13 protein-coding genes are annotated in these 13890 nt (G+C 65.9%); 6 read left to right on the top strand and 7 right to left on the bottom strand.

Translation table 11 applies throughout. From position 1 onward, the window contains the following. Window positions 1–34: 34 nt before the first annotated feature. From HMPREF3086_RS02285 to HMPREF3086_RS02295, 3 genes are all read left to right on the top strand, one after another. On the top strand, window positions 35–982 hold the full coding sequence (locus HMPREF3086_RS02285; RefSeq protein WP_070719964.1) for a cation diffusion facilitator family transporter: 948 nt from the start codon (window positions 35–37) through the stop codon (window positions 980–982). 365 nt (window positions 983–1347) lie between these two features. Beyond that, window positions 1348–3390: a bifunctional copper resistance protein CopD/cytochrome c oxidase assembly protein gene (locus HMPREF3086_RS02290; RefSeq protein WP_070719981.1), complete on the top strand. Its 2043-nt coding sequence runs from the start codon at window positions 1348–1350 to the stop codon at window positions 3388–3390. Between the two features lie 175 nt (window positions 3391–3565). Next, on the top strand, window positions 3566–4069 hold the full coding sequence (locus tag HMPREF3086_RS02295) for a hypothetical protein (RefSeq protein WP_070719966.1): 504 nt from the start codon (window positions 3566–3568) through the stop codon (window positions 4067–4069). Window positions 4070–4131: 62 nt separating this feature from the next. Here HMPREF3086_RS02295 and HMPREF3086_RS02300 read toward each other — a convergent pair whose 3' ends face one another. Further along, complete coding sequence (locus HMPREF3086_RS02300; RefSeq protein WP_083324239.1) at window positions 4132–4827, bottom strand: M23 family metallopeptidase; 696 nt, start codon at window positions 4825–4827, stop codon at window positions 4132–4134. A gap of 500 nt (window positions 4828–5327) precedes the next feature. Here HMPREF3086_RS02300 and HMPREF3086_RS02305 point away from each other — a divergent pair, with 500 nt between their 5' ends. Together HMPREF3086_RS02305 and HMPREF3086_RS02310 are read left to right on the top strand one after the other, a co-directional pair. After that, entirely contained in the window at window positions 5328–6098 is a 771-nt protein-coding gene (locus HMPREF3086_RS02305; RefSeq protein ID WP_070719985.1) for a M23 family metallopeptidase, read from the top strand. A 91-nt stretch (window positions 6099–6189) separates the two neighbouring features. Beyond that, window positions 6190–7161, top strand: coding sequence for an SURF1 family cytochrome oxidase biogenesis protein (locus tag HMPREF3086_RS02310; RefSeq protein ID WP_070719967.1), 972 nt, complete (start codon window positions 6190–6192; stop codon window positions 7159–7161). 189 nt (window positions 7162–7350) lie between these two features. Here the strand turns inward: HMPREF3086_RS02310 and HMPREF3086_RS02315 are convergent, their stop codons facing one another. The 6 genes from HMPREF3086_RS02315 to merA all read right to left on the bottom strand — a co-directional run bounded on the left by HMPREF3086_RS02315 (window position 7351) and on the right by merA (window position 13274). Next, a complete protein-coding gene (locus HMPREF3086_RS02315) occupies window positions 7351–7998 on the bottom strand; it encodes a vitamin K epoxide reductase family protein (RefSeq protein ID WP_070719970.1) in 648 nt (215 codons plus the stop codon). Then, entirely contained in the window at window positions 7982–8626 is a 645-nt protein-coding gene (locus HMPREF3086_RS02320; RefSeq protein ID WP_070719972.1) for a DsbA family protein, read from the bottom strand. Before HMPREF3086_RS02320 ends, HMPREF3086_RS02315 begins: the two co-directional genes overlap by 17 nt. Window positions 8627–8804: 178 nt before the next feature. Then, window positions 8805–10061 (bottom strand): Dyp-type peroxidase, encoded by a 1257-nt coding sequence (locus HMPREF3086_RS02325; RefSeq protein WP_070719974.1) that lies wholly within the window; start codon window positions 10059–10061, stop codon window positions 8805–8807. A gap of 6 nt (window positions 10062–10067) precedes the next feature. Further along, window positions 10068–10631 (bottom strand): copper chaperone PCu(A)C, encoded by a 564-nt coding sequence (locus HMPREF3086_RS02330; protein WP_246830863.1) that lies wholly within the window; start codon window positions 10629–10631, stop codon window positions 10068–10070. A gap of 603 nt (window positions 10632–11234) precedes the next feature. Beyond that, entirely contained in the window at window positions 11235–11798 is a 564-nt protein-coding gene (lspA, locus tag HMPREF3086_RS02335; protein ID WP_235027338.1) for a signal peptidase II, read from the bottom strand. An 81-nt stretch (window positions 11799–11879) separates the two neighbouring features. Continuing rightward, window positions 11880–13274, bottom strand: a complete 1395-nt coding sequence (gene merA / locus HMPREF3086_RS02340) for a mercury(II) reductase (RefSeq protein ID WP_070719977.1) — start codon at window positions 13272–13274, stop codon at window positions 11880–11882. 92 nt (window positions 13275–13366) lie between these two features. On the opposite strand from merA, the gene HMPREF3086_RS02345 reads away from it, so the two are divergent. Next, entirely contained in the window at window positions 13367–13756 is a 390-nt protein-coding gene (locus tag HMPREF3086_RS02345) for a heavy metal-responsive transcriptional regulator (RefSeq protein ID WP_070719979.1), read from the top strand. The last annotated feature ends 134 nt before the right edge of the window (window positions 13757–13890 follow it).

The raw sequence follows: 13890 nt of genomic DNA on the forward strand, positions 1-13890 counted from the left end.
CCCCGACCTTGACCTCGGGCAGGAGTGAGTCGAGATGGCGCATAGCCACGGTCACGACCATGGTGCTGGGGGTCCTTCTCAGCAGACCGATCGCGGGAGGCGTCGTCGGCTGCTTATCGCGTTCTGCATCACCGCGAGCATCGTGGTGGCCCAAGCGGTGGGCAGCGTGGTCACTGGCAGTCTCGCGCTGTTGACCGACACCGCTCATGCATTGGCTGATGCGTCGGGATTGCTGGTTGCGGTCATAGCCGCGACGATGATGCTGCGGCCACCGAGCAGTAAACGGACCTGGGGATTCGCCCGGATCGAAGTCATCGCCGCACTAGGGCAAGCTGTCCTGCTGATCGTCGTCGGTAGCTATGCCGCGATCGAAGGCGTCCGCAGACTCTTCGAGCCCGCGGACGTGCCCGGTACCGAACTACTGGTGTTCGGAGTGATCGGCCTAGTGGCCAATATCGCCGCCATCGTGGTGCTGGCCTCCAGGCGAGAAGACAACTTCAACATGCGAGCGGCATTTCTGGAGGTGCTCAACGACGCTCTGGGGTCGGTGGGAGTGATCGTTGCAGCGATCGTCATCAACACCACCGGTTTCCAGCGAGCCGACACCATTGCCGCGCTATTCATCGCAGCCTTGATCATCCCGCGCGCGTTCACGCTTCTGCGGCAGACGGTTCGGGTGCTGATGGAGTACGCCCCCGTGGGACTCGATCTGGATGAGGTCCGAGAACACATACTGGAGCTGGACCATGTTCGGGACGTGCACGACTTGCACGCATCCATGATCGGGACCGGCCTGCCGGTCATCTCCGCGCATGTCGTGATCGATGATCAGTGCTTCGAATCCGGTCACGCACCGCAGATCCTGGAGGAGATCCTCACCTGCGTCAAGGAGCATTTCCCCGTCTCCATTGACCATGCCACCATTCAACTGGAGACCGCCGCCGTGCGTGACCGTGAATCTCCCGCAGTCCGACACGCTTGACCCGCTACGAGCCGGAGATGAACGGTTCACATTTCTGCACGATGGGTAGTGCGGGTCCGGCCAGCGGACTTGCTCGGCGCGGCGGCAGGAAAGGGATCGGCGGGCGCGGCCACCAATACGGGTGAAGGTACGACCCTGAAGGCCTCGGCAGGCTGGCCGACCCACGCGATCACCGCCCGAACCCGAGACTGGCTTTTTCTGATCAGCTGGGACCCGGAGTCCAAAAGAGCGGCGGCGGAGTGGGCGCATGCGAGCAGGCCCGGTAGTCCGCCGGCAGGTGGACGGCCCGCATGGCGCCGATCACGGGGGTGCGCAGAGCAGGCGCGAATCGGACCGGAGGACACCCGCTTCCTACGATAGTGATCATGTCGCCGTCGTCGAAGGCACCCTCGTCCAAGGCTTCTGCCACCGCCAGACCGCTGCGTACCCGCGGTGTGGTGCCGGTCGTGGTGCTGCTCGCGGTCGTGGCGGCAGGTGTGGTGGTCCCGCTCTCGCGAATGTCCACGGACCTGGCGCTCGAGCTCCTCGGCGTCCCAGACCCGGGCGTATTCACCACCGCCGGGCTCCCGGCGGTCCGCGCGATCGCCGAGCTGCTGGCATCGGTGGCGGTGGGAATGGCGCTGTTCGCCGCGTTCTTCACCCCGCCGCAGAAAGACAAGACCCTCGACGTGGACGGCTACCGCGCACAGCAAATCTCCTCGTGGGTCAACATCGCGTGGGCGATCGCGGCGGCCCTGCTCATCCCGCTGACCCTGTCCGACGTCTCCGGGCGCACGCTCTGGCAGTCCCTGCCGCCGGACCAGTGGATCGTGGCGATCACCGAGATCGAGGTGGCATCCTCGTGGCGCTGGGCCGCGATCATTGCACTGGTCGCCGGGATCGGTCAGCGGCTCACCGTGAGCTGGCGCTGGTCGGTCATCTGGCTGGGGGTCACGGTGCTCTCGCTCCTGCCCGTTGCCGCGACGGGCCACGCCTCGGGCGGCACCGCCCACGACATTGCCGCCAACTCGCTGATCATCCACCTGTTCGCCGCCGCGTTCTACGTGGGCGGGCTCGTCGCGGTGATCGCGCACGCGCTGCGCGGTGGCTCGCGCGTCGCGCTGGCCCTGCGCCGCTATTCGGTGGTGGCCACGGTGGCGATCGTCGCGCTCGGGCTGACCGGGATCATCAACGGGCTGGTCCGTCTGCACCCCGCCGACCTGCTGACCTCGACCTACGGGCTGCTGATTGTGGCCAAAGCGTTGTGCCTGGCACTGTTGGCGGTGTTCGGGCTGGCGGTGCGCCGACGCATCATCAACCGCATCGAGGGAACGTCGGCCAACGCCCCGGTGGACCGCGGAACGCTGCTGCGAATCGGACTGGTCGAAACGGTGATCATGGCGGGCACGCTGGGCCTGTCGGTCTCGCTCGGCCGCACCCCACCACCGGCACCGCTCTACGTGCCCACCCGGCAGGAGTCGCTGCTGGGTTTTGAGTTGCCGGGGCCGCTCTCCTTCGAGACGGTGTTCGGTCTGTGGCGCTTCGACCTGGTGCTGGGTCTGGCCTCGGTGATCCTGCTGGGCCTCTACCTCTGGGGGCTGGTCACCCTGCGCCGGCGCGGCGACTCCTGGTCGGCGGGACGGACCGCGTTCTGGGTGGCGGGCTGCGTGATCCTGTTCCTGACCACCAGCTCCGGTATGGGGATGTACATGATGGCCGACTTTTCCAGCCACATGGTCGGGCACATGCTCATCTCGATGCTCGCCCCGGTGTGCCTGGCGCTGGGCGGCCCGTTGACCCTGGCGCTGCGGGCCCTGCCGGCGGCGGGACGCGGCAACCCGCCGGGGCCGCGCGAGTGGATCGTGGAGTTCATCAACAACCCGCTCTCCCGATTCCTCACCCACCCGATCGTGGCCTCGGTGCAGTTCGTCGCCGGATTCTATCTGATCTACTTCGGAGGGTTCTTCCAGACGCTGGCGTCCGATCACCTGGGCCACATGTTCATGAACGTGCACTTTTTCATCAGCGGCTACCTGTTCTACTGGGTGATCATCGGCGTCGACGCGGCGCCCCGGCAGTTCTCGCCCTTCTTCAAGCTCATGGTGCTGCTCGGTTCGCTGCCGTTTCACGCCTTCTTCGGCATCATGCTCATGAACTCCCAGACCGTGCTGGCCGAAAGCTGGTACTCCGGGATCGGGCTGCCGTGGATCCCGGATCTGCTGCAGAGTCAGCAGGTCGGCGGCGGCGTGGCGTGGGCGGCGGGGGAGATCCCCCTGTTCATCGTCATGCTCGCCCTGGCCTGGCAGTGGTTCCAGACCGACATGCGTGAGGCGCGGCGCTCCGAGCGGCAGGCCGAGCGCGACGACGGCGCCGAGCTCAAGGCCTACAACGACATGCTCCGCGAGATGTCCGAAACCGACCGGAGGTAGGGAACCTGCGTGCCCTCGCCGGGCGAGGATGGTTCGCTCACACCCGCTCATTCGTTTCCCCCGGCACCCCTGCGATAGGAACGAGGAGGCGAGGACCCGGGGGCCTGTCCATCTGTCGTGGCGAGCAACCCCGCTACCAGGACTGCGAGGCCGATCACCGCGAAAGGAATCGAGAATGGGCGAGGAGCTAAGTCGCAGCGCACGCAGTCAGGCCGAGTTCACCGGCTCGCACTGGCGGGCAATGCGAGAATTTGTGCTCGTCGGCCTCACCGCCATCATCGCGGGCGGGCTTGTCGCCGCGGTCACCGGTCCCACCGGTTTCGACGAGGGTTCCTGGGTGGCGGCCTACCTGGTGCTCGTTGCGGGGGTCGCCCAGGTAGGGCTGGGCGTCGGACAGGCACTGCTTACTGACGGCACACTGTCCGGGGGCCGGCGTGTTGTCCAGCTCCTCGCCTACAACCTGGCCAACAGTGCGGTACTCGCTGGCACCCTGACCGGTTCCGTGGTCGCCGTGACCGTCGGCGGTGTGCTGTTGCTGGTATCGCTCATGTTGTTCCTGGCCACCGTGCGCCGGCCGCATTCGCGTACGTGGTACCTCGTGCTCTACCGCAGTGTTATTGCCATCCTCGCAGTGAGTGTGCCGGTGGGCGTCGTGTTGTCAGTTGTTCGCCACAGCTAAAGCCCCAGCAGCACCGGGGGAACAGGGCCTGGTCGGCTGGCCGCGCTGTCAGAGTTCCGGTGTCATAGGGCGCTGCTGTTTGACCCCGAGTTGACCACGATGCCCCGTTCTGCCAGCCATGCCGAGGGATCGACAGCCCGGGAACCGCCGTCGGCCCATACCTCGAAGTGCACGTGTGGGCCGGTAGAAAAGCCGCGGTTGCCCATCATACCGATTTGCTGACCAGCGACGACAGTGTCACCCACCTGGACTGCATTGCTCTCATTGTGGCCGTAGACGGTCATGAAACCGTCCGGCGACATGATCCGGATCCAGTTGCCGTACCCGGAGGCGGGGCCTGAATCGATGACGATTCCGTCGGTCGCGGCGAAGAGCGGCGTGCCGATGGCGTTGGCGACATCGAGACCTGAATGGGACGTTCCCCACCGGGGGCCGAAGGAGGACGTTGAGATACCCACTGCCGGAAGGGCCACAGTGGGGCGCCGCGCCTGCTCTTCGGCGATCTCACGCTGGTAGTTGAGTTCGGTGCCGCTTTGCAAACTGCCGACGAATGCCGCGGAGGTGGGTCCTGGCTCGCCTGCCACGTTCGTGTCATCGGAGGTGAGGGGGAGCGGAGCCGAGGGGGTCGCGGCCTGGGCATCTTTGGAGTGCGCGTCATCAGCGTTACCGGTCGGGTGCTCGTCGGTGGCGAGGAGGACGATCCGCTGATCATCGGTGGGGGCCGCCGCGGCGATCGAGGCGCCCGCGGCTAGGGCCACGACCGCGGTGATACTGCGGTGGTTATTCGGTGAAACCCGGCGATGGGCTCCCCGGCGCCGCCGCGGGGAGCTGGTCGACTGAGAGGCGTGCTTCGGTCCTGCTCGCTTCTCCACTGCGCTACCGACTCCCGTCGTCCTCTAACCGTGATCAATTCGTGACCTGATTCGCTCAAAGGTAGTGGCTGAGCGCGGGGGGTCGCAAGGCGGGTGGGCGCCCGTGACGATCGTCACGCGGAGAACTAGTGAGGCGCCCGGGTCTTTCGTCCGGAGTGAGGCCGAGGCTGAGCGTTCCAGGCGCGGCGATTGCTCCCCGATCGGGGAACGCATTCTCTCGCGGGCCGGGGCCCCGCGCTGGGGCTGATGATGGTCACGGATTACGCGTTGAGAGTGACATGATCGATATCTAGTTGTTATATTCGACCGTGTTGCCGACGAGGTCGGTCTCCCGCATCGCAGGGACGCGGGAGCACGTAATCCAACACACGATGGAGACAGCCCCCATGACCGACTCCACCCGGTCCGTGACCGTAGCCGAGCTCGCCGAGCGTTTGGGCGTGCACAACGCGACGTTGGCCGGCGGTCGCCATCGTGTCGACAGCGGAACCTCGACCGTGTCGCGGTTTGTTGGTAGCGCGGTCGTCGGCGCAGCGCTCTCGGGCGGCCTGGGCTTGGCTTTTGCCCCCGCCGCCGCCGCTCAACCTGTCGCGATTGAGCACGCCCAGGTCGTCGAGGCGATCCAGGCCGCGGCCGACCAGTTCGGCATCGGACCAGCCGAGATCCAGAGGATCGGCGACCAGTTCGGTGTCGCCCCAAATGAGGTCCGGCAGTACGCCGCCGGACTCGGGTTCGGCTCCCTCGACGAAGGCAGTCTCCCGCAGATCGGTGGTGCTGCGCATGCCCCTACATCAGGAGCGATCACCTCGGGGTTCGGTTCGCGGTGGGGCAGTTTCCATAACGGCACCGACTTCGGTGCGCCCATTGGAACGCCGCTCTACGCCGCTAAAAGCGGCGTTGTGGAAGCCGCTGGCCCCGCCGCAGGATATGGCATCTGGATCCGCATCCGAACCGATGACGGCGAACTGCTGGAGTATGGCCATAATGACCAGAACTATGTCAGCGTCGGACAGCAGGTCAGCGCCGGTCAAGTAATCGGAACCGTGGGCAACCGCGGAGACTCCACCGGTCCCCACCTGCACTTCCGCGTACAGAACGCCGCTGGCCAGTGGGTCGACCCGGTGTCGTGGCTCGCGGCACAAGGGGTACTCGTCTAGCTCCGCGTTCTTCGGGCGCGCGGACCGTCTCCCGCGAGGGAAGCGCATGCTGGTGCGTAATCAGCGAGCCGGCACGATTACTGTTTGGCAGGTGAAACGGTTCTCTCGCATGCTCACGCCGGGATGGTTGATCAGCCTGATATTCATCGGCCTGTTCGTCTACCTATGTTTGACGACTCTTGCCCCCTGGCAGTTGAACAAGCACGAGGACCTCAAGGCACGCAACGCCCAGCTCGTCGAGAGCAGCGCGGCAGGGCCGGTTCCGCTGGACGAGGTGATCCGGCGCGATGGATCACTTGGTACCTCCGAATGGCATCTGGTCACCGCGAGCGGAAGGTACCTGCCCGTGGAGGACGTCCTGTTGCGGATGCAATCCGTCGACGGCGAGCTCGTGTACCAGGTACTTAGTGCGTTCCGCACCGACAGCGGGGACACCTTGCTCGTCAACCGCGGATGGGTCCGAGTCGGCGACAACAACACGGTCCCGGACTTCCCGTCCGCTCCGACGGGCCAGGTCACCTTCACCGCCCGCCTCAGGATCCCGATGGATGCTCCCGCCGACCCCATCGTTCTGAACGAGTGGAACATGGTGCGCAACATCGATCCCCCGGCCATTGGGGGCCTCCTTGGCGTAGACCTGTCGCCCTATTATCTCCAGCTCGCCGGCGGGCAGCCCGGATCCCTGGAACCGATGCCACTGCCGTCCACCGAGTCGGGCCCGTACTTGTCGTACGGCCTGCAATGGATGGCCTTCGGGGTCCTCGCTCCCATCGGCCTGGGTTACTTCGTGTGGAGCGAGCTACGTCAGCGCCGTCGTCTGGACGACGAGGACAACGAGGCCGCCGAGGCGTGGCCGCGCGAGGGCGGGAACCGCGCCGCCGGTCCCGACCACGAGACCACCGCCTCGGAGGCCCCGTCGGGCCCTCCCGCGGCCACGGTCGACGGTCCGCCGGACGAGGTCGCGGACTCAGACCGGCTCGTGGCGGCGGCCATGCGTGATCGCTACGGCGACCGCTTCGCGTCCGAGTATCGACGCATCTCGCGTGGAGGCAACCGCGCCTGATCGTCTGCGACAGCAGTCGATAGCTGTACCTGTCTCAGAACTGAGGTCGGTAACGGGCGAGTCTGAAAGCCGGCGTGCGCTGCTCTGATATGGGAGCGACTCCGCAGTCGGCGGTGTGCAGTGTCGTCCCGAGTGGGCCGAGGACTGACTCGCCGAACGCGAACTGCTGCTCGGTGGGTGAGGGCGTCTCTAGATGAGGGTGGTCCAGTAGTCCCAGAAGCGGTGCGTGATGAGCAGTAGAACAAGGAGGTACCAGGCGGTAAGTATCGCGCCCCGGTATTCGGTAACTACGGCGATGAGGCGCGCAAGGCCCGCCGAATCGCTGTGGCGTAGTGGCTGAAGATTGCACAGGGTGCAGTACCAGAAGATCGGTATGGTCACCGCCCAGACGATCATGCAGTACGGGCACAGGGCACCGATGCTGTACAAGCTCTGGTAGATGAGCCAGTGGATGAACACCACCGCGAAGGTGACACCTACTTGGATGCTGGCCCAGAGCCAGCGTTGAAAGGTTCCCCCGGCTAGGAGTGCGGCACCCAGGGCCGTTGTGGCGGCGAATCCGGCGATGCCGATGATCGGATTGGGGATGCCAAAGGCTTCTGCCTGCGCGGTGGTCATCACCGACCCGCAGGACAGGACGGGGTTGATGCTGCAGGACGGGATATAGCTCGGGTTCTCGATCAGCGCGATTTTCTCCACCAACAGCACGACCGCCGCGACCAGGCCGATGAGCCCACCAACGACCAGCACCACCGCGAGCCTACGGTGGGGGCCCTGATCTACATCGGCGTTGGTGGAGTGTGCGACCGGGGTGGCAGCACTATCCGAGGGCAGCATTGATGCTGTTCTCTAGATCGGTGACGCTGGTCGGTTCGAGGCGCTCCCCGTCCAGGAAGAAGGTCGGTGTGCCAGTGACCCCGAGGCTCTGACCGTCTTGTCGGCTCTGTTCGATGCGTTCGAGGGTGGCTGGGTCGTTGTATGCGCTCTCAAAGCGCTCCATATCTAAGCCCAACTCCTCGGCATAGCCGAAGAATGTGTCCCTTTGCGGGGTTTGTTGGTGGCCCCACTGCTCGGGTGTATCAAACAGCTTGCGGTACATGGCCTCGAACTGGCCTTGCTCGGCGGCGGCCTCGGCGGCCAGGGCCGCCGCCATGGAGTTGTCGTGCAGGGGCATGTGGCGCACCACGAACGTCACCCGGTCCCCGTACTGCTCGCGGAGGTCCTCGATCGTCGGGTAGAGGGCGATGCAGGCTTCGCATTCGAAATCGAGGAACTCCACGAAGACGGCGTCACCGCCCTCAGAGAGCCGGGGACTGTCCTCACGCACCAACACCCCGGTACCCGGGCTGTCATCGGGACGTGCCTGCTCGGAGCCGGAATCGTTCCCGGCGACCAGCAACGCCACCACCAGGACGACCAGAGCAGCCGCGATCAGCCCTAGCGAGAGTTTCAGATTCTTACTCAACAGAATGTCCGCTTTCCAACTCGTGCGTGCCCTGAGGTGATCACTGGATGATAATCGGGTCAGCCGTAGGGACTGCGGTGAGGCGGGGCGACCGGAGCGCGATCGCCCCACGAGACGACGCCGGACCAGGCCCGAATCGAGCGGGGCGGTGACCACCGCTCCCGGCGGTTGCGTACATCTATCTCTCCAATGCGCTCTCGCCGACGTAGCCGCCCTCGTGGCACCCCGGTGGGATCGCGAACACGGCGGAGCCGATGGGAACCGTCCAGGTGTTGAGCATGTCCTGCTCTGCCAGTCGCTGCTGGATCGGCACGAACTGGCGTACCGGGTCAGCCTGGTAGGACGCGAACAACAGCCCGGAGTTGCTGATCTGGCCGGAATCCGGGACATCGTCATAGTTGTACGGTCGTCGCAGAATCGTCTCGGCCCGAACCCGTGGCCGGGCCCGGGCGATGTGTGATTCGGTGGGGATGACGGGCAACCCGGTCTGGTCGATCGCCTCAAAGTCAGCAGGGTCGTGTTCTGTGGTGCCGGTCAGCGGCGCGCCCGTGGCGAGTGTCCGTCCGATCGTGAGCTCACGGCTGCTCCGTTCGATCTCCTCCCAGGTGTCCATCGTCATCCGGATCCGACGCAGCACCAGAGAGGTGCCGCCCCGCATCCATCGCCGGTCGGCGCCATCGGAGTACAACAACTGGTCGTAGTCGACATCGGTCGGCGCGGGATTGGCGGTGCCGTCAATCTGCCCGAAGAGGTTGCGTTGTGTCTGCCCGGACGGGTCGGTGCCCACGGCACGACGGAACCCTCGCTGCGCCCACCGCTGGATGACCGCGTCGCGAACACCCGAGGACAGGATCCGGGCCGAGTGCGCGACGGTGAGCGGGTCGTCGGCACAGATCTGCAACAGCAGATCGCCGCCGGACCACCGGTCCTCGAGCCGGTCGATCTGCGGGAAGTCCGGTAGCGGCTGCAACCACTCCGGGGTGCGGTCTCCAAGACCGACCTTGCCGAGCAGTTCCGGGCCGAAGCCGATGGTCACCGTTAACCGTGACGGTCCTTCAGCCAACTCGTGTTGCAGGTCGGCCAGACCGCCGCGCCCCTGCGTGAGCCGGGCCGCGTCCTGCGTCCAAGCTCGCAGTACGCCGATGAGGTCGGTGCGGCGAACACCGTCTCGCAGATCGAATGCCATATACGCCGCATGCGCCTGCGGCGCCGTGGTGATGCCGGATTGGCGGTCACCATGGAAGGGCTCGGTGGCCGCGCCAACGGCCCGAGAGTTGGCTATCGCGTCGCGATCAGGGATCCGCGCGGCGGCGGTGCGTCCACCAACTCCCCACCCCGCAGCTCCTCCGGCGACGGCGGCCCCACCGGTGAGAGCCGCGCCGCCGACCAGGAAGGATCTGCGATTCAACGCCGAACGGTGGTTACTGTCGCCCATTGCCGGTCATTCCCCGCCCTGGTACTGCTCATTGCCCCCCTCGAACGACCGCGCGGAGGCGACGATCTCGCTCGTATCGCCGTTTTCCAATGTGAGGGTCACGGTGACTTCCTGACCTGTGCGGATCGAGTCCTGCACGCCCATCAGCATGATGTGGTTCCCGCCCGGCTCGAACACAAGCTCTCCGCCTGCCGGGATGACAAAGCCGCCCTCTCGCTCCCGCATCATCGAGCCACCCGCCGCCCCCGAGACGGTCTCGTGTAACTCGGCCTCACCGGAGACCGCGGAGGCCACCTCGACCAAGCGGACATCCTCATCGGATTGGTTCCGCACAGTCCCAAACACCGGTGCCATCGCGCCGCCGCCACCGTGCGTATTCGGGACAACAGAGCTAGGGCCACCAGTGGCCTCGCTGTGGTCGGTACCCCCACTGGCGTCAGTGGCCTTGACCCACGCATCCTCCACCACAATGGGCGCCGCGCCGGCGGTCGAGGCTGCGGTCGTCTCCGTCCCGGTCTCGGTGATCTCCGAGGTGCACCCGGCCAGGCCCAGGGCGACCGCGGCGATCACCGCGACGAAGGGGGTCCTACGCATAGCTCACTCGCATCCATGTAGCTCCACGCACTTGAACCGAGACAGCCCCTATCTCCAAACGGAGCGTCGCACCGGCGTGGAAAAGTTACGGCGCAGTTCGGGCTGCAACGGCTAGCCAAGAGTCTATGATGTGGCGCTTTGGTCCGACCCACCGGCCGTGGGTGGGTTGTAGAAACGACAGAGCCGGCCACCGCACCGGCCGGGTGCGGCCACGTCGGCACCTGAGCAGTCAGATACGGCCGAACTAGAGGCGAGCGCAACTGCATCGACTGGCTGCCGACCAAGCGGGCTCGGGATCGGCGGAAATGCAGCGGGGATAGCGCTGCCGCCCTGAGCGTGGGTCAGCCACTGTGAGCATCTGTCGCAGAATCTCGGTGTAACTCGGACTCGTCTCGCGGTCGGCACGCAAGACCTGACGTCACCAGCTCCCACCTCAACCACTCGACTGATCCGGGCAGGCCGCGCAGGCCGCGCAGGTCGCGCAGGTCGGCGAAAGCGGTGCTCTGATGGGGGCGCTAGGAGCGCACCCCGAACGCGGCCACGAGGCCGAACCACAAGGCCGATGCCGCCGCGGCCACCTCAGTTGTCATGAGGTCCCCTGACTTGCCGGGCTGCAACTTCTGGCGTCTCCCACACCTCGATCCTGTCGCGGCCGGTAAGGGTGGCCACGATCAGCACCACAGCGCCACCGGTGATGAAGACATCGGCGAGGTTGAAAGTAGGGAACCATCCGGTGTGCAGGTAGTCAGTCACCACCCCGTCGGGGGCGCGATCGATGAAGTTGGCCACAGCTCCGCCCAAGACCAGGGCCAACGCCAGTCGTACTGTGCGCGTTGCTGTGCCGGTGGCCCGCCAGGTGAAGAGCGCCAGCGCACCGATGATGAGTCCAGTGATGCCGAGAACGACGCCGGCGGGAAGGCCAGCGCCGAGGCTGAACGCCACCCCGGAGTTGAAACCCAGGCGCAGCTGCATTGGTCCCAGATCCACCGTGTGGCCGTCGGCCAGTGCTCCGCCCGCCCAAGCCTTAGCTCCGAGGTCCGCCGCGGCCAGCAGCATGACGGAGACGACCAGAGCAGTTCGCGCCAGGGCACCTTGTTCGCTTTGTCGGGGTGGTTCAGTAACGGGATTGACGTCCTTCGACATGGCATCATCTTCCTCGACTCGAAACCGAGACGGCAGGAAACCTCGAACGCGACCGACCAAGCCCCCACGTGGAGGCGGTGTTCAGGCGCAGCAGGAGGTGGGTAGTTCGGTGTGGAAGGTGCCTGCGACCAGGCGCAGGGCTTCGGAAGTGGTCAAATAGGGAGCCCAGGTGTCGGCGATCTGGCGGCTAGTCATCCCGGCTGTGATGGCGTAGGTGGCCACGAGCATGATTTCTCCGGCGCGGTCTCCGATGGCGCTGAGTCCGAGGATCCTCCCGGTTTCTATTTCGGCGACCATCTTGATCGCCCCGCGGGTGTCCTGGTCGATCAAGGCACGCGGCAGGTCCTCGAAGCTCATCACTCGGGATTGGCATCGGTGCCCGGCGGCCCGGGCTGCGGCTTCGGTGAGCCCGGCGGTGGCCAGTTGGGGGCGGGAGAAGATCACCGTCGGCAGTCCGGTGTAGTCGACGACCTCGGCTGGGCCCTGCGGATCGGTCCGAAGAGCGTTGACGGCGGCGGCCTTCCCAGTGGCAGCAGCGACGTAGACGAACTGGGGTGCCGAGGTGACGTCACCGGCGGCGAAGACCCGCCGGTTGGTCGTGCGTTGATGCTCGTCGACAAGGATGAATCCGTCCGGGTCGGCGGTGATGCCTGCGGCTGGCAGGTTGAGGCGGTCTGTGGAAGGGAGACGCCCGGTGGCCACCAGTAGACGCTCTGCGCAGAGGTTGCGGCCCGAAGCGGTGCGGACTGTGACCTGTGCGTTCTGCCGGTCGACAGAGGTGGCGTGCTCCTCGATCACCGTGATCCCGTCCTGAGCCAGGGCCTGGCGAAGGATGGCGACCATTTCCGGCTCGGCAGCAGGGGTGATCCTGCCGATGATGGTCACCCGGGTGCCCAGATGGGCGAAGAGTTGGGCCTGTTCGATACCGACGTAGCCACCGCCGATGACGATCATGGAGTCGGGCAGTTCAGTTAATTCCATGGCGGCGGTCGAGGTCAGATGCTCCACCTCGTTCAGCCCGGTTACCTCCTTCGGTAGTGCCGGTTCTGCTCCGGTGGCCAGTACCACCGAACCGGCCGCCACCGGATCCCCATCCATCACCAGAGTGTCGGGATCGAGGAAGGAAGCCTCCCCACGGCGGATTTCGAAGCCATGGGCGTCCGCGATGTCGGCGTACTTGGTCTCTCGCAGTCGAGTGACCAGCTGGTCCTTCTGCTTGACCAGCGCTCCCAGATCAACGCCCCGGGCGAGGGTGGGGACCCCGGGGAAGGGATTGGTCAGTGCGACCTGGCGGGTGCCGGCAGCGGCCAGCAGCGCCTTGGACGGGACGCACCCGATGTTCACGCAGGTGCCGCCGATGGTGCCGCGCTCGATCATCAGCACCGTCCTGCCGGCCTGGCGAGCGGTGATAGCGGCCGCCATGGCTGCCCCGCCGGAGCCCACCACCGCCAAATCGAATTCGAAACCCGGTTCCATCAGATGGCCCCTCTCTTTCTTCGCTCATTAGGATGGACCTTCCAGCGCACTGGAAGGTCAAACCGGGCGGTCTCGAAGGAACGGTAATTCCAATGAGGATCGGCGAACTGGCTGCCACGGCGGGCACCACTCCGAAAACCCTTCGCTACTACGAATCCGTGGGCCTTCTCCCGCCCCCACAACGAACCCTCAACGGCTACCGGGACTACCCCGAGCACGTGATCTCCCGGATCGATTTCATCCGGCGGGGCCAGAGCGCGGGACTATCGCTTGCCCGCATCGGTGAGATCCTCCGGATTCGCGACGACGGACAGGCACCTTGCGCTCACGTCGACACGCTCCTGGTGACTCGACTGGACGAGATCGACCAGCAGATAGCCGACCTCTTGCAGCTGCGTCAGACAGTCACCCAGCTCCAGACCGCCAGCCGCACAGTGGACCCTGCGACCTGCCAAGCCGAAACGATCTGCCGCTACCTCTGACTGGCGGAGCTGTGGCCCATTCGGGACGCACCTGGCTTCCCTGCCGGCCGGTGGCCACGACCCGGCAGGGGGGTGTTGATGCGGGCAGTGGGGGTTGTCAGGTGAGTCTCATGGTGGTCAGGCAGGTGAGGTCC

It is taken from the genome of Dietzia sp. HMSC21D01 (assembly GCF_001815995.1).
Taxonomy (GTDB): Bacteria; Actinomycetota; Actinomycetes; order Mycobacteriales; family Mycobacteriaceae; genus Dietzia; species Dietzia cinnamea.